The following is a 22,359-nucleotide window of genomic DNA, read 5'->3' as shown; positions in this document are numbered from 1 at the left end:
CGCAATGACAGAAGACACCCTCACGCAACACATCATCGACATGCTCGCCGGCGGCCACTTCACGCTGGCGAACGACGACACCTTCTTCTTTCACGACGCGGGCAACAGGTTTCCGTTCGCGACGATCGTGACGAAGGACAACGAATTCGACAACGCCTCCAACCTGGACCGCCCCGGTGTGTTCCGGTTGAACATCGGCGTGGGCAAGGAGACCTTCCAGGCGCTGTTCGGCGAGGCGACGAGCGAACACGCCCCGGTCGACCCGATGGCGCTCGACACGCTGATGCCGCACCCCGCCTGCGGCAAGACGTACTGGGTGAGCGTGATCAACCCGAGCGCGCAGACCTTCGAGAAAGTGAAGCCGCTGCTCGCCGAGGCGCTCGAGCTCGCAAGAACGCGAAAGGCCGGCTAAAAACCGCCGTCGCCGTTCAGGCAGCCGCAGGCAACGCGGGCTGCACGTCGCGGCGCTATGCCGCCTTCAGGAAGACGTCGTGGCCCGGTGCGAAGTTGGCATGCAGCGGCAGCATCGCACCGCCGAGCGCGCAGGCCTGCGCGCCTGCCCTGCCGCCGTGCAGCTGCGGCTGCCACAACCCTTCCCAGTTGCATTGGTCGAGCGCGGCCCGCGTGCGATCGAGCAGCGCCTGCAGCAGCACGCGCGACATCGAGCCGTCGACCACCACGTCGGTCAGGTCGAGCATGGCGGTGCCGCTCACGATGGCATGCGCCAGTGCCTGCGACGCGCTGTCGAGCCAGGCCTGGGTGATGGCCGCGTGCGGCGGCTGCAATGCGCGCTCGTCGTAGGCGGCCATGGCGTCGAGGCCTTCGGCGCTCAGGCGCTGCTCGAGCTCCCAGAGCGAGGCCTGCGCCATGAGCTGCATCGGCAGCGTGCCGCCGTGGCCCGGCGGCTGCATGGGCAACGACGCGAGCGCGCCCGCGTTGCCGTGCATGCCGGTATGCAGGTGCGAGTTGATGACCAGCCCGCCGCCCACGAAGGTGTCGACGAAGATGTACAGGAAGCTCTTCAGGTCGTGGCCGCGCCCGCCCACGAGTTCGGCCACGCAGGCGGCCACGGTGTCTCGCGCGAAGCTCACCGGCACGTCGGTGCGCGCGCGCACCTCGGCCGCCAGGTCCATCCCGTTCCACAGGTCGGCCTGCGCCTTCGACAGGCCCAGCGTGCGGTGCCAGCCGCCGAGCTGGAACGGCGCAGCCAGCCCCGCGCCCACGCTGCGCACGGCCAGCGGGCCGAGCCCGTCGCGCAGGCGGTGGATGTGCCGTGCGATGGCGGGCAGCAGTTCTTCAGCGTCGGGAAAGTCGTAGCTGATGGCGTGCCGCTCGCGCACCTGCGCGGTGAAGTCGATCAGCAGCCATTCGGCGCCGCGCCGCCCCACCTTGATGCCGATGGAGAACGCGCCGTCGGGGTTCAGCGCCAGCGGCACCGATGGCTGGCCGATGCGACCGCGCACGCGGCTCTGCTTGACGATGAGCCCGTCTTCTTCCAGCCGCGCCGTGATGAGCCCGATGGTCTGCGCGCTGAGGCCGGTGAGCCGCGCCAGGTCGGCCTTGGGCAGGCTGGTGTGAACGCGCAGCGCCTGCAGCACCGTGCGTTCGTTGAACTGCCGCATGCCGACCTGGTTGGAGCCGCGCGGACGCAACAGGTCCGGGGCACGGTCGGGCACGCGCACAGGAGCGCCGGCATCAGGCATGCGCCTCCGCGGGCAGCTGGTCGGCCGTCATGGCGCCGGTCATCACGGCGACGGTGTCGCTCATGCTGATCTTCTTCGGGTCGAGCACCGCCGCGCGCCTGCCGAGCCGCGCGACGTGGATGCGGTCGGCCACCTCGAACACGTGCGGCATGTTGTGGCTGATGAGCACCACCGGCAGGCCGCGGTCGCGCACGCGGCGGATCAGCTCGAGCACCATGTTGCCTTCCTTCACGCCGAGCGCGGCGGTGGGCTCGTCCATGATGACCACGTGCCGCGCGAAGGCCGCGCTGCGCGCCACCGCCACGCACTGGCGCTGCCCGCCCGAGAGCGTCTCCACCGCCTGCGTCATCGACTGGATGCCCACCTTCAGGTCGGCCATGCGCGCAGCGCTTTCCTGCAGCATCTTCTTCTTGTCGAGCATGCGCAGCACGTTGCCCATGAAACCCGGGCGGCGCAACTCGCGGCCGAGGAACAGGTTCTCGTAGATGGTCATGGCCGGGGCCACGGCCAGGTCCTGGTAGACGGTCTCGATGCCCGCGCGGCGCGCGTCCAGCGGGTTGCGGAACTGCACCGGCTTGCCGTCAAGCAGGATCTGCCCTTCGTCGGGCACCACCGCGCCCGACAGCGCCTTGATGAGCGACGACTTGCCCGCACCGTTGTCGCCGATCACCGCGAGGATCTCGCCCTCGCGCAGTTCGAAGTCGACACCGTCGAGCGCGGTCACCTGGCCGTAGCGCTTCACCAGGCCCTTGGCCTGCATCACGATCTTTCGGTTGGCAGCGGTGTTCATCAGCGTGCTCCGCGTCTGGAGAGTTGGTCGGCCGCAACCGCGAGGATGACCAGCACGCCCGTCACCAGCACCTGGTAGATCGACGACACGCCCATCAGCGTGAGCCCGTTGCGGAACACGCCGACGATCAGCACGCCGATGAGCGAACCCAGCACCACGCCGCGCCCGCCGAACAGGCTGGTGCCGCCGAGCACCACTGCGGTGATGGCGTCGAGGTTTTCGGTCTGGCCTGCGTTGGGGTCGCCCACGCCGGTGCGCGCCACGGACAGCAGCGACGCAATGCCATACAGCACGCCTGCGGCCACGTACACGCCCAGCAGCACGCGCTGCGTGGGAATGCCCACCAGCCGCGTGGCTTCCGCGTTGTTGCCCACCGCATAGATATGCCGGCCCGCGCCCGTCTCGCGCAGCACGAACCAGGCGAGCAGATAGAGCGCCACCATCAGCACCGAACCCCAGGCCACCTCGGCGCCGCCGATGGCGAAGGTGGTGCCCAGGCCCGTGAGGCCGCCGGGCAGGTCGGTGATGGTCTGCGACGACGAGTACAGCTGCGTGATCGCGAAGGCGATGTTGAGCGTGCCCAGCGTCACGATGAAGGGCGGCAGCTTGATGCGCGTGACCAGCAGGCCGTTGAGCAGCCCGAACAGCGTCGTCACCCCGATGCCGCACAGGATGGCAACGGGTGCGGGCAAGCCCAGTTCGGTCGCGAACTTGCTCATGATGATCCCGCCCAGCGCCATCACCATGCCGCACGACAGGTCGATGCCCGCCGTGAGGATGATGAGCGTCTGGCCGATGGCGATCACGCCCACCACCATCACCTGCTGCAGGATCAGCGACAGGTTGCCCCCCGTGAGGAAGCGGTCGGACTGGGTCGCGAAGAAGATGCACGCGCCGAGCAGGGCCAGCCACGGCCCCAGGGCGCCCCACGGGATGTGGTGCTTTGCGGATTTCGCCATCGAGGAACTCCCTGAAGCCTCAGCCGCTTACTTCTTGCCCCAGCACAGGTCGGCGCCGGTCTTGGTGTCCTTGCTGTCCACGCCCGCCACGCTCTTGCCGGCGATCAGCGTCACGCCGGTGTCCACGTAGCCCGAGGCCTTCTTGCCGGTCTTGGCGAACTCCACGCCCGCGGCCACGCCCATGGCGGCCATCTTGAGCGGGTACTGCTGCGAGGTGGCGGCGATGATGCCGGCGTTGGTGTCCTTGATACCCTGGCAGCCGCCGTCCACCGAGACGATCAGCACGCCCTTCTCCTTGCCCGCGCGCTTCAGCGCGTTGTAGGCACCGGCCGCGGCCGGTTCGTTGATGGTGTAGACCAGGTTCACGTCGGGCGCCTTCTGCAGGCAGTTTTCCATCACCGTCTGTGCCTTGGCCTGGTCGCCGTAGCTGTCGGCCATGCAGACGATCTCGGGCGCCTTCGACAGCTCGTTCGACTTGGCGTCGTTGGCCGCCAGCCCGAAGCCCTTCATGAAGCCGTTGTGGCGCTGAGCGCCCACCGGATGGCCCGGCAGCAGGTCGAGCGCGACGATCTTCGCGGGCTTGCCCGCCATTGCCGCCTTGGCGTATTCGCCGATCAGCACGCCGGCCGTGTAGTTGTTGGTGGCGAACAGCGCATCGGTCGCATCCGGCGGATCGGCCGGGCTGTCGAGCGCGATCACCATCACGCCCTTGTCGCGCGCCTTCTTGATGGCCGGCACGATCGCCTTGGCGTCGCTCGGCGTGATCAAGATGGTCTTGGCACCGGCCGCGATCATGTTTTCCATCGCGGTGATCTGGCCCGCGTTGTCGCCGTCGGCCTTGCCCGCGCCCGACAGCAGCTTCGCGCCCTGCTTCTTGGCCTCTTCCTGTGCGCCCTCTTTCATCTTCACGAAGAAGGGGTTGGTCTCGGTCTTGGTCACGAGACCGATCACCGGCTGGTCGGCGGCGGATGCGGCCACTGCGACGAGGGACATGGCCGCCATGGCCAGGATGGAACGGGTGCCGAACATGGTTTGTCTCCTTGGGCGGGCGGCGATGCGCCTGCGGTCTTGTGGAACCGGATCGCTCGGGCTTCGCTGAAAGCGAAAGCCGCGGCGTCCGGGCGCAGGGCGACTATCGGCCAGGGGCCCGACTAAATCAAGATGATTTAGTTAGAGGAAATCCGGGGGCGAGAACGGCGGGTTCCTTGGATGAAGCGGTGACCGACGAGGGCGATTGGCCCTCGTGTTCATTTCACTGCCGACAGGCGTCCAGCCCTTCTCGGCTCTGGATTCATCCCAAGAGTCACTCAATTCATTGGGCATCAAGCAGGTGCGCCTTGGCGTAGCTCAAAAACTCCATTCCCATCCTTGCAGTCGATCCGACGACGATCCAGATTTCACTGATTTCGGTCGTTCACATTTCTCTTGCAGCAATCCGTAAATTGGAATGTTCCGAAAACTCTCACCCTTCGCTCAGGGCGGTCTAACGACCTTCAGACCGGATCTCCCAAGCCGTCGGAGAATTTGCCGTCCTTGCCAGAAATCCCTGCTTTTCCAGTGCTTCCAATCCGCCCTCGATCAGTGTGTGCAACTCGTCCATTTGCCCAAGGTCGGCTCGCACGGAAAGCAAATACTCGGTCACTCGATGGGCATCAACCCAGCGCAAGCCGCGGTTGAAATGGTTGTGGGCATCTATCACGCAACCTTGATCGCTCAGAAAGCTGTATCCAAGGCCGTGCTTCCTGTAGCGCCACGTCTGCCCGCCGAGTTGCAGTTGTCCTGCTTTGGGAAAGTCGGTCAGCGAGCCGAATTCCGTTACACCGGGGTTCTGCGCAAAGAAGGCTTTTACAAGCTCTTGCTGGAGCACGTCGACCTCGATTGCGGCCTGCAGGATGTCCTGTTGCGACAGCGCTAGCATCTGTTCATCCTTTCGGCACGCGCCATTGCTGCGTCATCCTTGAGTTTTTCGGCCGCCTCCGGCGCTACTGTGTTGACGTTGACCGGCACTTCCCGCACGCCTGCCTTCCTTGCCGATTCTGCGCGAGGGGTTAATACGAAGGGATCGATCTATTCAACCGGATTCTTACCGTAAGCGCAATTACGAAAGTGAGTAGTGCGTCTGGTGCCCAAGTGCTAACAAGCATCCGACGCTGGATTTTTCCCAGCTTCACTTCGAATCACTTCTAACGCCGTTCCCAGGACTTGGATAAGCAAATTCCTGTCTATAGAAAAATGAACGACTTCCTTCGTTTCCCACTGACGCCAAACGAATCTCCATTGTTTTTCGAATTTAAATACATAGGCCTCTTCCCCGTCGAAAGCCTCGATCGCCAAAGGCAAAGCGAAGAACTGATCTGTTTTCAATTCATGGCAGACGGAAAAATTATTTGCTTCAAAAAAGTCAAACTCTGCCTTTAAAAAGCTCACACTCATTCCATCAAAAACTTCTTCGATACTTCTTGACGAGCGAAAATCGAAGTCCGGGATCTTTTTTATTCGATCCACCAAATCACCAACTGCCAGCCCCAAGCTACCAAGCAGCATGCGTTGCTCAAAGTCCCCAATTACATGATCTTGAGAAACGAAACAGCATTGAGCAAAACCTCTTCCATTCAGTGAAGCTATTTTGACATCTATCCTCAGCAACTGACTTTCATTTTCCAATTGAACAACCCTTCACGCCTTTGACCCATCCTCGAGAACCACATCGATTCATCAGGCCGAAAGCAGATATGTGCTGGCGTAGGTCAAAAACTCCATTTCCATGCTCGAATCGAATTTTTTCAACAGAAAAAGATAGCGAGGAATTGGCGTTGAATCCTCCTCCAGATCGGGATCCCACTCCTCGTCGACGAAAAAGCAACATACCGCACACCGAATCAATGCGGCCAGCGCCGGTTGGCTCTCTTCCACTCGACCAGAAATTCCTATCAGTTCGACTCTGTATGGCTGACGCAAATCGCCACTGGCACCACCATCAAAGCCTTTGATTGCCGATTGAAGAGATCGAGTCACGGCAATCAACTCGGAAGACCGAGTCAGTTTCCTGTCAAAATTTTCACCCGAGATCAGAGCCAACAAGAACTTCGCGTACACCCTCGCCATCCGTGCATAAGGAATTTTCCTGTCCATCAGCGCTCGTTCGAGTTCTTCAATCTTCTTTTCTTCGCATGCACTGAATGGCTCACTCATTTTTGCCTCATTTAAGCGAGACGCAGGCGAGGTGACAATTGCCATTCAGACAATCTCTCAAAGCTTCCGCCAAAGAAAATTTTCTCCAAGTGCACGGAATATCCCTGTCCAACAGGTAGCAAGCTTTCGTTCGCCAGCTGCTCGTAGCCCTCCACAATTCAACTTCTATCTATACGACGAGTTGCCACGGAGGGATCAAAATGGCTGTCATCAAAAGCACCGCCGCCATAGGCGGGGTGCGTCAATGTCAATCCGCCAAAGAATTTGACGAACTTCGAGGCTTCTGGAAACACCCTATAGCCTTCTTTTTTCCAGCCAGAGGAAATCTGACTTATTTCAACCTTACGTTCTCTATAGCAGCCGAAAAGCCTCAAGGCCGCAATCAGATTTTCATCAAATAGATAGCTCATAATTGATATACGCCTGTCGAAACTCTTTAATCCAAAATAGAGATTTTCTCAGGCAGCAAGCAGATATACCTTGGCGTAATGCAAGAAATCCATCCCCATACCGGGAGCAACCCGCTTGAGCAGAAAGAGATAGAACGGCAGCGGCGTCGGGCTCTCGTTCTCATCCGGGTTCCATGGTGTGTCCTCATGGAAACAGCAAACGGCGCATCGGCTCAATGCCGCCAGCCCAGGGGCTTCCTGTTCAGAACGATCGGACAACGCCCAGAGTTCACGCTTTCCGGACCTGCGCAATTCATCGCTGTTGCTGGCATCAAAACTGGCGATTGCCGCCTGGAGATGCTTTGCAATGAAGCTCAGGTACTCGGACGAAACGACCTCATCGAACCGACCATCCAGGATGCGAGTCAACAGGAACTCGGCATACATCTTCATCATCCGGCCGAACGGTATTTGCCTATCGATCAGCGCCTCTTCGATGGCATCGAGTTCGCTGATCTCATCTTCGCTGTAGGGACCATTCATTTCTTCACTCCATCGCATATGCCAAGCCGGCCCATGACGATCTCGCACGATTTGCAATAGGGCATCAGCTTTCCATCATTTCGAAGAGTGGAGGACGTTCCTCCCTGCACTACTCCACGAAGTTCTTCGACACTTGAGACATTGTGGGCATGCGCTATAGCGCTGAGCGCATCAGGCTCACCGCACCAAGGATGCGTAGTAGATCGAGCATCGATCGGGATGTCGTCATACATTTCCTTCACCACGGCGTGCTGGGGTCCCTTTCCTCCAGCTCCACCGCTGTACCCGACAACGGGGTCCGAGAGCTTTCCACCCTCTATCGTGGTCCGAGTGCCCTTGTTGTTCGGCGTAATGCCCTTTTGCCGAGCAAGCCCCAGTGGATCGATCCATGCAACCGGGTTGGGGGCGAACCCATGAAGGTTGAAGCCTCCACGTAACTTGATCAAATCTTTGGAAATGAACCTTCCAGCGACCGGATCGTAATACCGGAATCGGTTGTAATGCAGCCCCGTTTCCTCATCGAAATACTGCCCCTGGAACCGGATCGGATTCCTGAACCCGGCCCGCCTTCCCGCCTCGCTGATCGCCTCCCGCGCCTCGCCCCACGCCTTGTACTGCGCAGACCAGGCCACACCGCCTTCATGGTCCGTCAGCTCCTGCGGCGTGCCCAGGTGATCGCACTGATAGAACGCCAGCTCCTTCCTGTCGAACGCGCTCGGCGCACGGCGCCCTTGCCCGTTCCACAGCGGATCCTGCTCGATGTCGTAGACCCCGCCGTTGGCCGCCATCAGCGCCTTCGCATCGGTCGTCTCGTTCAATGCGATGGCACGCGCCCGGCGCGCCTGCACGAGCGGCACGAAAGAGCCAGCCTCGTGGATGTAGTGCACGCTCGAGCCGTTCTCGCTCCCCTCTTCCAGCGCCGACAGGCTCTGCGTGCTCTCGAACGCGAGCACATCGCCGTCCCAGCCGAAGAGGGTCGTGGCCTCGCCCGTGCGCTTGGCGATGCGGCGTCCGAGCGGGTCGTAGCTGAAAGTGGTGGCAACGCCTTCCTGGTCGGTGGCCGCGGTCATGCGGTTGAAGCCGTCCCACGCGAAGACAGTGCGCCGGCCATTGCGCACGCGCTCTGTCATGTTGCCGCGGTCGTCGTAGCGGTAGCTGGTGCCGGCGTAGTTCTTCAGCAGGTTGTCCAGCAGCTTGTTGACTGCGCCGGTCGCATGTTCACGGGCCTTGTCGTCCGCGGCCGCCGGGTCGGCGATGTTGCCCGCCGGGTCGAAGGCGAACACCTCGCGCCCGATGCGGCTGTTGGCTTCGAGCAGGCGGCCGACCGGGTCGTAGCGGTAGCTCAGGTTGCCGCGCCGGCTGTCGCCGATGGCCACGAGCTGACCGGCCTTGTCGTAGCTGTAGCTGCGCGCGATGTGCGCCGCCGCGGCGGAAGCCCCGGCAGCTTCGACGGCGCCGGGCCGGGTGCGCGAGATCTGCTGCGCCAGCAACCGGCCCGCGGGGTCGTACGCCAGCCGCTGGCTCAGGCCGTTGCCCTGTTCGCGCGCCACTTCGCGATGCAGGTCGTCGCGCTCGAAGCCGAGAATGTCCTGCCCGTCGAGCATCAGCCCGTGCACATGCCCGGAGCCATACGTGAGCCATTGGGTCGTGTGGCCATCGGGCCGCACGGTGGCGATGCGCTGGTTGAGTTCGTCGTAGCGGTGCTGCCAGACGGCGGTGCGCTTGCGCGCCGTGTAGTGGTGGTGCTCGCGCGTCAGGTTGCCGGCCGGGTCATGGAACCATTGCAGGCGCGCATCCGGGTTGACCGCCTCGATCAGCCGTCCGTTGCGGTCATAGCCGAACCGCTCCCACTGCCCGCCGGCGCGGCGCTCGCTCAAGCGGCCCAGCGGATCGAATTCGAGTTCGGTGCGGTGGCCCGCCTCGACCACTTCCGCAAGGATGCCGGTGGTCTCTTCGTGGACGTATTGCGTGGTCTTGCGGTCGAAGCCGGTTTCCTCGAGCAGCCGGCCGACCGGGTCGTAGCGGAAGTCGTAGCGGCTGCCGTTCTCGTTGTGCAGTTCGACGAGACGGCCCAGCAGGTCCCAGTGGTACCTGAGCGAGCGTCCGGCGGCGTCGGTGCGCCCGGACACAAGGCCGGCACGCGTGTAGCTGTAGCGCGTGGCGCGCCCGAGCGCGTCGGTGTGCGTGAGCAGGCGGCCTTCCGCATCGTGCTCGAAGTGTTCGACGGTCTCGTCGGGCTGGACAACCTGTTCGAGCTGCCCGGCAGCGTAGCGGTAGCTGGTGGTGTGGCCTGCGGCGTCGATGGCCTTGACGAGGCGGCCGCGCGCGTCGTACTCCCAGCGGCTGGTCTTCGCCGAACAGTCGGTGTAGCCGAGCAACCGGCCCGAGGGCGAGTACGCAAGCATCTTCACGCCGCCCTTGGCATCGGTGATGCGCACCGGGCGGCCGGCCTTGTCGTAGGCATATTCGGTCTTGTGGCCCAGCGGGTCGACTTCTTCCGTGAGGTGACCTTGCGCGTCGTAATCCCGCTTCCACGCGCCGCCTTCACCGTCGAGGATGCCGGTGAGCCGGTGCAGCCGGTCGTACTCGAAATGCACGCGGCTGCCATCGGCGCGCGTGTGCACCTGCAGGTTGCCGTCCGCGTCGTAGCTGTAGTCGTCCGTGCTGCCGTCGGTGTGCACGTGGCGCGTGAGGTTCTTCGCCTCGTCGCGGAAGAACCACTCCTGCAGCCTGTCCGGATGGATGATCCGGTAGGTGTAGCCCTGGATGTCGTAGTAGTGCCAGGTCTCGCCGCCCAGCGCATCCGTCACGTAGGTCAGGCGGATGTTCCTGTCCCACTCCAGCGTGAGCGCGAAGCTGCCATCGTCCGACCACTCGCGCACCGCCTTCGCATCCGCGCCCGTGCCGTCGTACTGCAGGTTCATGCCACGGCCGGTGCGGTCGGTGTAGCGCGTGACGAGGTGGTGCGCGTAGGCGTAGCTCCAGCTCGCGCCGTCCTCGTCCTGCGCGGCCACGAGGTCGCGTTCGCCGTCGTGCGTGTACGCCGCGAGCTGGCGCACGACCTGCCCGTCCTTCAGCTCCCACAGCGACTTGATCAGGCCCGTCTGCGCATCGGGCAGCGTGCCCACGTGCGCGATGACGACATCGCCCTGCTTGCTGATCACGTCGCTCAGCACCTGCTCGCCGGTCGAGGCGATCACGTGGTCGTAGCGCAGCCCGATCGACTTGCCGTCCTTCGCCTGCTGGGCCACGAGCCGGTAGTGCTGGCGGCCTTCGACGCGCTCGTAGACCTCGCGCCACTCGGCCTGCTCGCCCGCGGACAGCGGCTTGCCGAAGTCGAGCGCCAGCAGGGTCTCGCTCAGGCGCGTGACCGCGACCTCCTCGATGGCGTCGAAGTGCGTCTGCCCCGGTTCCAGCAACGGACAGGCGTGGCTTCGTCCGTCGGCCGCGTGGTAGACGAAGCTCGGCTGCCCCTGGCGTGCGCCGCGCAACGGCGTCGCGAGGTCCACCCGCGTGCTGAAGGGCGTGATCCAGCGCGCCCCGAGGCTGCCGCCATCGAAGGCATCGAGATCGCTGGCGTACGTGCGCGCCCACTCGATGGGCAGCGGCGCGTCGAGCGCGAAGTCGGTGTGCACGAAGCTCTCGTTGCCGGTGGAAAGGCTGATCGACGCGCCCTTGCGCGCGGGCGCCGGGCAGTTCTTGCAACCGCCGGTTCCCTGCGCCGGCGCCTGCCGGGAGATGCGCTCGAGCTGCCCCGGCGGCTTGACCTCCTCGGCCCTGGCGCCAGCCTTCGGCGGCACCGTCACCGTGCGCTTGCCCTTCTTGCGCAGCAGCGCGTCACGCAGCTTGTGCAACAGCCACATGATGCTGGCCTGCGACTCCTTGTTGGCCAGCGCCGACAGCTGGCTGCGCAGCAGCCGCTTGAAATCCAGCATCTGCGAGATCACGCCGTTGACCCTGCTCGCGACGCCGGCAGGCAACTGGCTGGCGGCGGCCTTGGCCACGTAGTTGGCCGACTGCTTGCTGTAGCGCACGGCCGCGCCCCACATGCGGCTCCAGGTGCTCTGCGTCTTCGGGTCGTGCACCCGCGTTTCGGCCGCAACTGGCCGCGCCACCGCGAACAGATCCTTCTGGCCCAGCACACGGCGAAGGACGTCGACCAGGTTGTCGATGATGTTGTCGGCCAGGTCGGCACAGCGCTTCAGGATGCCGTCGAGCTGCGCGATCGCGCCCTCGATGAACTTGTCGAGCTCGCCCATGATGGTGGCGTTCAGGTGGCCCACGAGAATGGTGACGATGGCCTCGCCGAGGTTCGACGCCGCGTGCTTCAGTTCCTGCTTCACCAGGTGCAGCGTGGGCCGCAGACTCATGCGCGCCGCCGCCATGCTCGGCGGCAGCGGGATCAGACCGATCAGGTTGATGCCCAGGCTCACCCACAGCAGGAAGCTCTCGATGCCGTCCTTGGCCTTCTTCTCGACGATGTTGATGATGTCCAGGAACACATCCACCAGCGCCATGATGTTGCCGACGATCGGGATGCTGCCCAGCACCATCGTCAGCCGCTCCAGCGTGACGTAGCCGCCCGAGAACGCGCGCAGCCAGTCGTCCACCGCCTTGCTCGCGGCGGCCACGTCTTCCTTCACGATGGTGTTCAGCGGCGCCACGGCCGCCTGCGGCTCGCGCTCCGCCGGCTGCTTGCCCTGGGCCTGTCCCTCGTTGCCTGCCATTTCTTCTTCTCCTCCCTCGCGCTGATGTGTTGTCCGGTTGAAGCGCCGGTCGCTTTCAGGACCGGACCCCCGGCTGTTCATGGACGCATCGCGGACCGAACACTCGCGGATCACGCAGTCCTTCATCGCCCGATGCGCCGACCCCGGAACGAACGGCTTCGGTCCCGCTCGACGGATGCCGGCGTCGTGCGCTAGCGGCTCCCCTGCTCCCTGAGGATCTCGCCCGTCGTCATCGAGGCGATGTACAGCACCGACCGTCCCAGCTTGCTGGCGTTGCCGATGCCCTTCGTGCCCGGCGGCAGCTTCGCCGAGAACGCGATGCCGATGGTGTTGACGCCGTTCTCGTCCTCGCCGTTCTCCTTCTTGCGCTCGGCGATGTGCACGTTGAAGTTGTTCAGGTCCTGGCCGGTCGCCGCGAACAGCTTGTAGGCGTTGTTCAGCGCAACGACCACCGGCGTGTTCAGCAGCAGCTGGTCCGGCGACTCGACCTCGAAGATCGGCGCGGCAGAGGCATTGAGGTTCATACAGATTCCCAGCGCAATGGCGGTGATCAGGCTCCTAGAGCCTGTAGGTTTGGTTGGTCTGCGGGCTGTAGCCCTTGTAGCCGTCGCTCGGCGTGCCGAGATAGGCCCGGTAGTCGGGATCGTCATGCTTCATTCCTGTCCTGGCGGCTGCCTTGTCTTCCGGAGAGAAGTCGTTGCTTGCGTAGTAGTCCTTGGCGCGGGTGGTGCGGTTTCCGTTCTGGTCGGAGTGGTCGCCGTGCGTGTGCCAGTAGGCCACTTCCTGCGCGCACTTGGGAATGCTCGGGGAGGCCGGGTCCCAGGGATTGACGGTGTCCTTCTCGCCGCGGGTCGCCTTGGTGTAGTCGTACTTGCCGTCGGGCGTCCTGTAGACCAGCCCGCCGTACTCCACGTTGTCGCGGATGGACTTGTCGTTGTAGCGCATCACCGCGGCCTTTGCCGCGCCGTCCGCCGTGGCAAAGCGCCCGCTCTTGGGCTTCCTGCACGCCGGCGCGGCCTGGAGGCCCAGCGGGTCGATCCACGCCACGGGATTGGGCACGTAGGCATGCGTGTTGATGCCGCCGCCCAGGCCCAGCGGGTCGCTGCTGACGAAGCGGCCGGCCTGCGGGTCGTAGTAGCGATGCCGGTTGTAGTGCAGCCCCGTCTCGTCGTCCAGGTACTGGCCCTGGAAACGGATCGGGTTGGCGAAGCCGGCCTTCCTTCCAGCCTCGCTGATGACCTCCTTCGCCTCGCCCCATGCCTTGTACTGCGCCGACCAGGCCACCCGGCCGCTGTGGTCGGTCAGTTCCTGCGGCGTGCCGAGGTGGTCGCACTGGTAGAAGGCGATCTCCTCCTTCGCGAAGCCTTCCGGCGCTTGCAGCTGCTCGCCGTTCCACAGCGGGTCCTGCTCGATGTCGTAGCGCCCGCCGTTGGCTTCCATCAGCGCCTTCACGTCGGTGCTCTCGCTCAGCGCCACGGCCCTGGCCTGCCGGATCTGCACCAGCGGCACGAACGAACCGGGCTCGTGGATGTAGTGAACGCTCGAGCCGCGGCCTTGCCGCTCGCCGTCGCCGGCGATGCTCTGCGTGCTCTCGAACGCGAGCGTGTCGCCGTCCCATCCGAACAGGGTGACGCTGTCGCGTGAACGCTTGGCAATGCGCCGCCCCAGCGGGTCGTAGCTGAAGCGGGTGCTGCCCTCCTCGCTGGTGGCGGCGGTCATGCGGTTGAAGCCGTCCCACTCGAACGTTGTCTTCTTCCCGTTCCTGACGCGCTCGGTCATGTTGCCGCGCTTGTCGTAGCGGTAGGTGGTGCCCGCGTACTCCTTCAGCAGGTTGTCGAGCAAACGGTTGACCGCCTGCACGCCGGGGCGGCTGTGGTGGTCCAGGGCGTCGGCGATGTTGCCCGCGGGATCGAAGGCGAAGGTCTCGCGGCCCAGGCGGCTGTTGGCTTCGAGCAGGCGACCGACAGGGTCGTACCGGTAGCTCAGGTTGCCGCGACGGGTGTCGCCGATGGCGGTCAGCTGGCCCGCCTTGTCGTAGCCGTAGTTGCGGCGCAGGCTCAGCGCGTCGGCCGAGCTGTCCCTGGCGCGCGAGATGTGCTGCTCCAGCAGCCTGCCGGCAGGGTCGTAGCGCAGGCGCTGCTCCAGGCCGTTGCCCTGCGTGCGGCCGACCTCGCGATGGAGATCGTCGCGCTCGAAGCCCAGGATGTCCTGCCCGTCGACGAGCAGTCCGTGCACATGGCCCGAGCCGTAGGTCAGCCACTGGGTCACATGGCCGTCGGGGCGAATGGTGGCGATGCGCCGGTTCAGCTCGTCGTGGCGGTGCTGCCACACGGCCGTTTGCGAACGGGCCAGGTGGTGCTGGTGTTCGCGCGTGAGGTTGCCCGCGGCGTCGTAGAACCACTGCAGCCTGGCGTCGCCGTTGACGGCTTCGATCAACCGGCCGTTGCGATCGAAGGCGAAGCGCTCCGCCTGCCCCTGGCCGGCATCGCGTTCGACGAGGCGCCCCATCGGATCGAAGCGAAGGGCCGTGGTATGCCCACCGGCCTCCACGACCTGCGCCAACGCACCGGAGTGTTCGTCGTAGAGGTACTGCCGGCTCTGCCTGTCGAAGCCGATTTCTTCCAGCAGCCGGCCCGCGGGGTCGTAACGGAAGTTGTAGTGGCTGCCGTTCTCGTTGCGCAGTTCGCTCAGGCGGCCCAGCAGGTCCCAGTGGTAGCCCAGCGTGCGGCCTGCGGCGTCGGTGCGGCCGGCCACGAGGCCGGCGCGGTTGTAGCTGTAGCGGGTGCGCCGGCCCAGCGCATCGGTGTGGGCGAGCAGGCGGCCTTCGGCGTCGTGCGCGAAGTGTTCGCGGGTCTGGTCGGGCAGCGAAACCTCTTCGAGCCGGCCCGGGTGATTGGCTTCGCCGCCCGAAGCGGTTTCGCCCATGGGGGTGTAGCGGTAGCTTGTGGTCTGCCCTGCGGCGTCGATGGTCTTGGTCAACCGTCCGCGGCTGTCGTAGACCCAACGGCTGGTCTTGCCCGAGCAGTCGGTGTAGCTGGCGAGCTGGCCGGCGGGCGTGTAGCTGAGCAGCTTCGTGCCGCCCCTGGCATCGGTGATGGACACGGGCCGTCCGGCCTTGTCGTACACATATTCGGTCTTGTGACCCAGGGGGTCGATCTCTTCGGTGACGTTGCCCTGCGCGTCGTGGTCGCGCTTCCAGACGTTGCCCTCCGCGTCGCGCAGGCCCGTCATGCGGTTCAGCCGGTCGTACTCGAAATGCACGCGGCTGCCATCGGCGCGCGTGTGCACCTGCAGGTTGCCGTCCGCGTCGTAGCTGTAGTCGTCCGTGCTGCCGTCGGTGTGCACGTGGCGCGTGAGGTTCTTCGCCTCGTCGCGGAAGAACCACTCCTGCAGCCTGTCCGGATGGATGATCCGGTAGGTGTAGCCCTGGATGTCGTAGTAGTGCCAGGTCTCGCCGCCCAGCGCATCCGTCACGTAGGTCAGGCGGATGTTCCTGTCCCACTCCAGCGTGAGCGCGAAGCTGCCATCGTCCGACCACTCGCGCACCGCCTTCGCGTCCGCGCCCGTGCCGTCGTACTGCAGGTTCATGCCCCGACCGGTGCGGTCGGTGTAGCGCGTGACGAGGTGGTGCGCGTAGCTGTAGCTCCAGCTCGCGCCGTCCTCGTCCTGCGCGGCCACGAGGTCGCGTTCGCCGTCGTGCGTGTACGCCGCGAGCTGGCGCACGACCTGCCCGTCCTTCAGCTCCCACAGCGACTTGATCAGGCCCGTCTGCGCATCGGGCAGCGTGCCCACGTGCGCGATGACCACCTCGCCCTGCTTGCTGATCACGTCGCTCAGCACCTGCTCGCCGGTCGAGGCGATCACGTGGTCGTAGCGCAGCCCGATCGACTTGCCGTCCTTCGCCTGCTGGGCCACGAGCCGGTAGTGCTGGCGGCCTTCGACGCGCTCGTAGAGCTCGCGCCACTCGGCCTGCTCGCCCGCGGGCAGCGGCTTGCCGAAGTCGAGTGCCAGCAGGGTCTCGCTCAGGCGGGTGAGCGTCACGGCTTCGATGGCGTCGCGCCAGGCCTGGCCCACCTCGAGCACAGGGTACGCATGTTCGCGGCCGTCGCCCGCGCGGTACACCAGGCTCGGCTGGCCCTGGCGTGCGCCCCTGTCGGGCGTGACGATGTCCACGCGCGCGCTGTAGGGCACGATCCATCGCGCACCGAGGCTGCCGCGGTCGTACGCGTCGAGCTGGCTGCTGTAGCTGCGCGCCCATTCGATGGGCAGCGGCGCCGCCAGCACGAAGTCCAGGTGCATGAAGCTCTCGCAGCCCGTCGCCAGGCTGATGGAGCCGCCCACGCGCGCGGGCGCCGGGCAGTTCTTGCAGCCGGCCGTGTTCTGCGCGGGCGCCTGCTTGCTGACGTGCTCGAGCTGGGCGCCCGGCTTGTCCTTGTCGGCCACCGCGCCGGTGCTCGGCTGCACGATGGCACCGCGCTGGCCCTTCTTGCGCAGCAGCGCGGCCTTCAGCCTGTCCAGCAGCCACCGGATGCTGGCCTGCTCCTCCTGGCTCGCGAGACGGCCGAGCGTGGCACGGAACGAGACCTTGAAGTTCAGCAGGCTCTCGATGACCTCGTTGACGCGGCCGGCCAGGCTGGGCGGCAGCCGGCTGGACGCGGCCTTGGCCACGTAGTTGGCCGACTCCTTCGTGTACTTCACGGCGCTGCCCCACAGCCGGCTCCAGGTGCTCTGGGTCTTGGGATCGTGCACGCGGGTCTCGGCGGCGGCGGGCGTGCCGGTGTCGAACATGTCCTTCTGGCCCAGCACGCGCCGCAGCACGTCGACCAGGTTGTCGACCACGTCGTCGGCCAGCTTGGCGCAGCTCTGCAGCATGTCGCCGAGCTTCGCGATGGCGCCGTCGATGAGGCTCTCGAGCTCGCCGGCGATGGTGGCGTTCAGGTGGCCCACGAGAATGGTGACGACGGCCTCGCCGAGGTTGGAGGCGGCGTTCCTCAGTTCCTGCTTCACCAGGTGCAGCGTCGGCCGCAAGCTCATGCGCGCCGCCGCCATGCTCGGCGGCAGCGGGATCAGACCGATCAGGTTGATGCCCAGGCTCACCCACAGCAGGAAGCTCTCGATGCCGTCCTTGGCCTTCTTCTCGACGATGCTGATGATGTCCAGGAACACATCCACCAGCGCCATGATGTTGCCGACGATCGGGATGCTGCCCAGCACCATCGTCAGCCGTTCCAGCGTGACGTAGCCGCCCGAGAACGCACGCAGCCAGTCGTCCACCGCCTTGCTCGCGGCGGCCACGTCCTCCTTCACGATGGTGTTCAACGGCGCCACCGCCGTCTGCGGCTCTCTCTCCTCCGCTGCCGGTGCCGGCTGTGGCGGCGGTCCTTGCGTCCCTGACATTCTTGTTGCTCTTTCTTGCGCTGCTGCGCGGTCTCTGCAAATCCAGTCCGCCGTTCGACGGGGCTCGTCCTGTCGGTCCGGTCGGTTCAGTTGATCTGTGCGTTGCGGAACTCGAGCCGCTCGAAGGTGCTCCCGGTGAAATCCACGCAACGGCCCTGCAGCCCTTCGCCGGTGACGACCGTGCCGCTGCAGTCGAGCACGTCCACGCTCGACCACTGCCCCTGCGCGAAGCTCAGGCTGTCCCAGTGGCACTGGCGAAAACTTGTGTGGCTCAACTGGCTGCGGTCGAAGCTCGACTGGGCGAAGGTGCAGTCGACGAAGGTGCAGCCGGTGATGGCCATGGCTTCGAAGTCGCACTGCGTGAAGCTGCAGCCCGTGAACCGGCAGGCGCTCCAGCCGGCCTGCCTGAAGCTGACCGCGGCAAAGCTGCTGCCGTTGAAGGTCGAGCCCGCGAACTGCGCCAGGCCGAGGTCGAGGCCGGCGTAGGCGAAGCTGTCGGCCTGCCCTGCCAGCCCGGCCGGCGCGCCGCCCGCGCCTTTGCGCCAGAGGTCGTGCGCGAGGATGATGACTTGCGAGGACATCGGCCGATCAAGCCAGGAAGCCCGGCGTACGCCCTGCCGGCAGCGCATTGCCGGCCACCGCGGACACGCCCGGCTTCAGGGCACCTGCAGCGCCATTCGCCACGCCGTTCACGGCCCCATTCACCGCACCGTTCATGGCGCCGTTGACCACGCCCTTCATCCCGCCGTTCACCGCACCGCTCATCACGCCGGTGATCGGCACGCCCATGGGCCCGAGTTTCGTGCCCGCCGCCTGGATCGCCATGCCCGTCGCAGCCTGGCTCGCCTGGCCGAGCAGCGCCTTGGCGCCGCCTTGCTGGATGGCCTGTGCGGCGCTCACCGCCTGCTGCGCCATGCCGGCCGCCTGCGTGACCTGGCCGATCGCGCCGGCGGCCTTGCTGCTCAGGCCCGCGACACCCGCGAGCGCACCGGCTGCGCCGAGCGCATTGCCGCCACCCGAGACCAGCCCCTGCATGCCGCCGACGGCGCCCTTGCCGGCAGCGGCGAGCGTGCTTCCGAAGCCGGCCATGCCGCCGGCGCCCGACACACCCGCGCCGGCCTCTGCGCCGCCCCCTGCCGTTGCGCCCTTGGCCTTCCATTCATCGGGCGTGCCGAAGTAGCTGCCTTCGTCCCACGGGTCGCGCGGGTCCTTGCCGAAGGTCACCTTGGCCGTGCCGATGGGCAGGCCCGCCACGCTGGCGAAGCCGTTGCGGTCGAGCGTGCCGCTGTGGGTGCCGCCTTCCGAATCCACCACCGTGTAGTCGCCCTGTGCCACGCCCTGCCGCTTCTCGCCGCTCTGCTTGATGTACTGGTGGTACAGGTCGAGTTGCCCGCGCGGCAGCGGCGCGGGGTTGGGCAGCGACGGCTTGCCCTCGCTGGCCGGCCCGACCAGGCTGTGCACCGACGCATGCTCGCGCCAGGTGCCCGAGGTGCCGTGCTCGATGCCGCCGGAGTTCCATCGGCTGTAGCTCGAGCCGCCGTTGATCACCACCTCTTCCTTCGCGCTGATGGTGATCCTGTTGGCCGTCTGCGTGATGTTGAGCTTGGCCAGCACGTTGACGCTGTCCTTCAGCGCCGAGATGTCGATGTCGGCGGTGGCCGCCACCAGCTTCATGCCGGCCTTGTGCGCGAACATCCGCACCGCGTTCTTCGCGCTCACCAAAAAGCTCTTGCCCGCGCTCACGCTGGTGTGGCCGCCGCTGGTGATCGCGTTGTGCTCGTTGCTCACGATGTGCGTGGAGCCCTGCGCGGCGCTCTGGATGCCCGCCTTGCTCGCCAGCACGAGGTGCGGTTCCTGCAGTTCCGGGAACTCGCCCTGCGCGCCGTTGCCGGCGCCCTGGCCCTTGATGGCGTCGTTCTGCTCCTTCAGGGCCTGCGTGACCTCGTCCTGGTCGCCCGCCTCGTGCGCCCTGGCTTCCTGTGCGGCTTCGCTCAGGCCCTCGTGCAGGTCCCGGGCCTGCGTGAGCCGCGCCACGGTCTCGCCCATGTCGGTGGTATGCGCCTGCGCGTTGGCGCGCGGCTCGGTCGTCACCAGCAGGCCCCTGGCCGCGCGCAATGCGCCGTGGCCGTCGGTGCGCAGCTCGAAGCCCTGGCCGCGCGGCTCCTGCCGCCCCGCGGTGTCCTCGATGCGCCCGATGTGACCCACGCTCAGCTGGCTCGCCTGGTGGTCGCTGCGCAGCTGCGCCTGAATTCTGCCCTGCGTGTCGTCGAGCACCAGGTGGTTGCCGCGCCCGCCGCCGAGCTCGCGGCTGCGGATGCCCGACAGGTGCTTCTGACCCGGCAGCTCCCACGCCGGCATGGTGCCGGCGTTGTGCACGCAGCCCGTGACGATCGGGTAGTCGGGGTCGCCGTTGAGGAAGTCGACGATCACCTCCATGCCGATGCGCGGCACCGAGGTCATGCCGAAGGTCGACCCCGCCCAGGCGGTCGACACGCGCACCCAGCAGCTCGAGTGCTCGTTCTCCTGCCCCAGCCGGTCCCAGTGGAATTGCACCTTGATGCGCCCGTAGGGGTCGGTCCAGATCTCCTCGCCCTGCGGCCCGACCACCATCGCGGTCTGCGGGCCGCGCGTGCGCGGCTTGGCCGTGGTGCGCGCGGGGCGCCATGGATAGCTGGTGGCCTGCGCGTCGAAAGCGAAGCGCTGCACCGAGCCTTCGGTGCCGTCCTTGCCCTCGCTCGCCTGCAGGGTCTCCTGCAGGTGGTAGCTCACGCTCACCAGCAGGTACTGCTGGTTCTGGTCGGCGCGCGGGTGCCCGGTCAGGCGCAGCGTGTGGCCGGTGGCCAGCTCGCGCAGGTTGGAGCGGCCGGTGACGCGGCTGCGCTGGCTCAGCTGCTCCTCGTTGCGGATGCGTGCGTAGGTCTCGCCGTCTCCGTGCTGCGTGAAGCCGCCGGGCCATTCGTACTGCTCGTGGCTGTCGTGGTCGTGCCCCGTCGGCATCTGCCGCAGGTGCGAGAGCTCGGCCTTGGGCTTCTCGAAGTCGTAGTCGTCGTTGTAGTGGTGGCCGGAGCGCACTTCCTCCGCGGTCTCCCATGCGTAGATGCGCTCGCGCTGCCCCGGTCCGCCGGCCATGCCCGACTTCTCCAGCGGGTGGTAGCGCACCTCCTCGCCGCCGGGCAGCGGGACGTGCGAACCGGCGATGTCGTCGGCGAACACCAGCACATGCTGCGCGGCCTCGTGCCGGAAATGGAAATAGATGCCTTCGAGCTCGCACAGCCGCGCAACGAAGTCGAAGTCGCTCTCGTGGTACTGCACGCAGTAGTCCCACACCCGGTAGTCGCCGCGCGTGAGCTTCTTCTCGACGGGGTACCCATAGGTGCCGAGCACCTCCGAAACGATGTCGGGCACGCTCTTCGCCTGGAAGATGCGGAAGTCGCTGCGCCGAGTGGCCAGCCAGAGCCAGGGGCGCAGGCGCAGCCGGTAGAACGAGTGCCGCGCGTCTTCCTGCTGCAGCCCGAAGCGCGTGGCGATGCCGCACAGGTGGCGCACGCCGCCTTCGGTCTCCACCGTCACGGTAGCGGGCTTGCCCAGCAGTGCCTTGGCATCGAGCGCATTGCTGGTGCCCAGCAGCTCGATGTCGAACGCGTAGAGCTGGCTCAGCGCCTCGCGGCCTACCAACTGGCGGAACTGCAGCGCCTCGCCCAGGGGCGTCTGGATGGTGACGCGGCGATTCATCGTCGCGCCGCAGCCTGCCTATAAGACAAACCGCCTAATTGAAATTGATTCAATACGAATATTGTTTGCAAATTGAGCTTCACGCTCACCTCCCCTGCATGTTTTCACAATTATTTTAAATGTTGATTTATCGTAAGAAACAATTCGAATAATTTGGATTCGAGTGCCTCAGAAAAAAGTTCTCTCTAATTCGCGAACAAGCAAGAACAAACCGCAACCCGGAGGATCGGCTTGGAACCCGGTGAGATAGCAACATTACTGCGGCGCCAGCCTGAAATTGCGCTGTTCGTGGTGCTCGCCATCGGCCATGCGGTAGGGCAGATCCGTTTCGGCCCGATCCAGCTCGGCGGCATCTGCGGCACCCTGATTGCCGCGTTGTGTATCGGGCAACTGGGCATCCAGCTGGACGACGGCGTGAAGAATTTCTTTTTCATGCTTTTCATCTTTGCGCTCGGCTATGCCGGCGGGCCGCAATTCTTCGCCAACCTCGACGCCAAGGGATTGCGGCTCGGCCTGCTTTGCCTGGTGGAGGTGGTGGTGGTGCTCGCACTGGTGCTGGCCGCCACGCTCTTTCTGTCGCTCGACCAGGGCACGGCCGCAGGCCTGATCGCCGGCGCGGCCACCGAATCGGCGGTGGTGGGCACGGCGACCGATGCCATCTCCAAGCTCGCACTGCCGGCGGCGGACATCCGGCAGCTGCAGGCCAACGTGGTCACGGCCTATTCGATCACCTACGTGTTCGGGCTGATCGCGATCGTGATCGTCACCAGCCAGGTGTTTCCGCTGCTCTTGCGCGTCGATCTGCGCGCGGAGGCCGACCGGCTCTGGAAGACGATGGGCGGCGGCGGCGAGGCGGTCGACGCGGCCAGTGCCACGCCCGAGATGATCTCGGCGGCCTGAGCCCCTTCGAACTGAAGGACGCACTGA

16 protein-coding genes are annotated in these 22,359 nt (G+C 65.5%); 2 read left to right on the top strand and 14 right to left on the bottom strand.

The window, feature by feature from the left end:
• Positions 1–4 precede the first annotated feature (4 nt).
• Positions 5–412 carry a DUF6194 family protein gene (locus AACL56_RS32155; protein ID WP_339094427.1) on the top strand — a complete coding sequence of 136 codons (408 nt, stop codon included), beginning with the start codon at positions 5–7 and terminating at the stop codon, positions 410–412.
• Between the two features lie 55 nt (positions 413–467).
• Here AACL56_RS32155 and AACL56_RS32150 read toward each other — a convergent pair whose 3' ends face one another.
• The 14 genes from AACL56_RS32150 to AACL56_RS32085 all read right to left on the bottom strand — a co-directional run bounded on the left by AACL56_RS32150 (position 468) and on the right by AACL56_RS32085 (position 21,432).
• Positions 468–1,703 carry an ROK family transcriptional regulator gene (locus AACL56_RS32150; RefSeq protein ID WP_339094425.1) on the bottom strand — a complete coding sequence of 412 codons (1,236 nt, stop codon included), beginning with the start codon at positions 1,701–1,703 and terminating at the stop codon, positions 468–470.
• Positions 1,696–2,493 carry an ATP-binding cassette domain-containing protein gene (locus AACL56_RS32145; RefSeq protein WP_339094423.1) on the bottom strand — a complete coding sequence of 266 codons (798 nt, stop codon included), beginning with the start codon at positions 2,491–2,493 and terminating at the stop codon, positions 1,696–1,698. The genes AACL56_RS32150 and AACL56_RS32145 overlap by 8 nt, the downstream gene beginning before the upstream one ends.
• Positions 2,493–3,452, bottom strand: coding sequence for an ABC transporter permease (locus AACL56_RS32140; RefSeq protein ID WP_339094421.1), 960 nt, complete (start codon positions 3,450–3,452; stop codon positions 2,493–2,495). Before AACL56_RS32140 ends, AACL56_RS32145 begins: the two co-directional genes overlap by 1 nt.
• Before the next feature lie 27 nt (positions 3,453–3,479).
• On the bottom strand, positions 3,480–4,481 hold the full coding sequence (locus AACL56_RS32135) for a sugar ABC transporter substrate-binding protein (protein ID WP_339094419.1): 1,002 nt from the start codon (positions 4,479–4,481) through the stop codon (positions 3,480–3,482).
• A gap of 454 nt (positions 4,482–4,935) precedes the next feature.
• Complete coding sequence (locus AACL56_RS32130; protein WP_339094417.1) at positions 4,936–5,370, bottom strand: DUF6896 domain-containing protein; 435 nt, start codon at positions 5,368–5,370, stop codon at positions 4,936–4,938.
• Positions 5,371–5,585: 215 nt separating this feature from the next.
• Positions 5,586–6,116 carry a hypothetical protein gene (locus tag AACL56_RS32125; protein WP_339094415.1) on the bottom strand — a complete coding sequence of 177 codons (531 nt, stop codon included), beginning with the start codon at positions 6,114–6,116 and terminating at the stop codon, positions 5,586–5,588.
• Between the two features lie 51 nt (positions 6,117–6,167).
• Positions 6,168–6,689, bottom strand: coding sequence for a hypothetical protein (locus tag AACL56_RS32120; protein WP_339094413.1), 522 nt, complete (start codon positions 6,687–6,689; stop codon positions 6,168–6,170).
• Positions 6,690–6,802: 113 nt separating this feature from the next.
• Positions 6,803–7,054 carry an SUKH-3 domain-containing protein gene (locus AACL56_RS32115; protein ID WP_339094411.1) on the bottom strand — a complete coding sequence of 84 codons (252 nt, stop codon included), beginning with the start codon at positions 7,052–7,054 and terminating at the stop codon, positions 6,803–6,805.
• A gap of 48 nt (positions 7,055–7,102) precedes the next feature.
• Positions 7,103–7,576 (bottom strand): hypothetical protein, encoded by a 474-nt coding sequence (locus AACL56_RS32110; RefSeq protein ID WP_339094410.1) that lies wholly within the window; start codon positions 7,574–7,576, stop codon positions 7,103–7,105.
• Positions 7,573–12,303 carry an RHS repeat-associated core domain-containing protein gene (locus AACL56_RS32105; protein ID WP_339094408.1) on the bottom strand — a complete coding sequence of 1,577 codons (4,731 nt, stop codon included), beginning with the start codon at positions 12,301–12,303 and terminating at the stop codon, positions 7,573–7,575. The genes AACL56_RS32110 and AACL56_RS32105 overlap by 4 nt, the downstream gene beginning before the upstream one ends.
• A gap of 191 nt (positions 12,304–12,494) precedes the next feature.
• On the bottom strand, positions 12,495–12,827 hold the full coding sequence (locus AACL56_RS32100; protein ID WP_339094406.1) for a hypothetical protein: 333 nt from the start codon (positions 12,825–12,827) through the stop codon (positions 12,495–12,497).
• Positions 12,828–12,861: 34 nt separating this feature from the next.
• Positions 12,862–17,700, bottom strand: a complete 4,839-nt coding sequence (locus AACL56_RS32095; RefSeq protein ID WP_425337103.1) for an RHS repeat-associated core domain-containing protein — start codon at positions 17,698–17,700, stop codon at positions 12,862–12,864.
• An 86-nt stretch (positions 17,701–17,786) separates the two neighbouring features.
• Positions 17,787–18,281 (bottom strand): pentapeptide repeat-containing protein, encoded by a 495-nt coding sequence (locus tag AACL56_RS32090; RefSeq protein ID WP_339094402.1) that lies wholly within the window; start codon positions 18,279–18,281, stop codon positions 17,787–17,789.
• Positions 18,282–18,288: 7 nt separating this feature from the next.
• Positions 18,289–21,432: a type VI secretion system Vgr family protein gene (locus tag AACL56_RS32085; RefSeq protein ID WP_339094400.1), complete on the bottom strand. Its 3,144-nt coding sequence runs from the start codon at positions 21,430–21,432 to the stop codon at positions 18,289–18,291.
• A 231-nt stretch (positions 21,433–21,663) separates the two neighbouring features.
• Here AACL56_RS32085 and AACL56_RS32080 point away from each other — a divergent pair, with 231 nt between their 5' ends.
• Positions 21,664–22,332 (top strand): hypothetical protein, encoded by a 669-nt coding sequence (locus AACL56_RS32080; protein ID WP_425337102.1) that lies wholly within the window; start codon positions 21,664–21,666, stop codon positions 22,330–22,332.
• Positions 22,333–22,359 lie beyond the last annotated feature (27 nt).

It is taken from the genome of Variovorax paradoxus (genome assembly GCF_902712855.1).
GTDB lineage: Bacteria > Pseudomonadota > Gammaproteobacteria > Burkholderiales > Burkholderiaceae_C > Variovorax > Variovorax paradoxus_Q.
This window is presented reverse-complemented; position numbering and strand designations above follow the sequence as displayed.

Coding starts and splice junctions, on each gene's coding strand:
- AACL56_RS32155 (WP_339094427.1), top strand. CDS start 5: ATGACAGAAGACACCCTCACGCAACACATCATCGACATGCTCGCCGGC.
- AACL56_RS32085 (WP_339094400.1), bottom strand. CDS start 21,432: ATGAATCGCCGCGTCACCATCCAGACGCCCCTGGGCGAGGCGCTGCAG.
- AACL56_RS32110 (WP_339094410.1), bottom strand. CDS start 7,576: ATGAATGGTCCCTACAGCGAAGATGAGATCAGCGAACTCGATGCCATC.
- AACL56_RS32090 (WP_339094402.1), bottom strand. CDS start 18,281: ATGTCCTCGCAAGTCATCATCCTCGCGCACGACCTCTGGCGCAAAGGC.
- AACL56_RS32115 (WP_339094411.1), bottom strand. CDS start 7,054: ATGAGCTATCTATTTGATGAAAATCTGATTGCGGCCTTGAGGCTTTTC.
- AACL56_RS32135 (WP_339094419.1), bottom strand. CDS start 4,481: ATGTTCGGCACCCGTTCCATCCTGGCCATGGCGGCCATGTCCCTCGTC.
- AACL56_RS32145 (WP_339094423.1), bottom strand. CDS start 2,493: ATGAACACCGCTGCCAACCGAAAGATCGTGATGCAGGCCAAGGGCCTG.
- AACL56_RS32095 (WP_425337103.1), bottom strand. CDS start 17,700: ATGTCAGGGACGCAAGGACCGCCGCCACAGCCGGCACCGGCAGCGGAG.
- AACL56_RS32100 (WP_339094406.1), bottom strand. CDS start 12,827: ATGAACCTCAATGCCTCTGCCGCGCCGATCTTCGAGGTCGAGTCGCCG.
- AACL56_RS32120 (WP_339094413.1), bottom strand. CDS start 6,689: ATGGCAATTGTCACCTCGCCTGCGTCTCGCTTAAATGAGGCAAAAATG.
- AACL56_RS32105 (WP_339094408.1), bottom strand. CDS start 12,303: ATGGCAGGCAACGAGGGACAGGCCCAGGGCAAGCAGCCGGCGGAGCGC.
- AACL56_RS32150 (WP_339094425.1), bottom strand. CDS start 1,703: ATGCCTGATGCCGGCGCTCCTGTGCGCGTGCCCGACCGTGCCCCGGAC.
- AACL56_RS32130 (WP_339094417.1), bottom strand. CDS start 5,370: ATGCTAGCGCTGTCGCAACAGGACATCCTGCAGGCCGCAATCGAGGTC.
- AACL56_RS32140 (WP_339094421.1), bottom strand. CDS start 3,452: ATGGCGAAATCCGCAAAGCACCACATCCCGTGGGGCGCCCTGGGGCCG.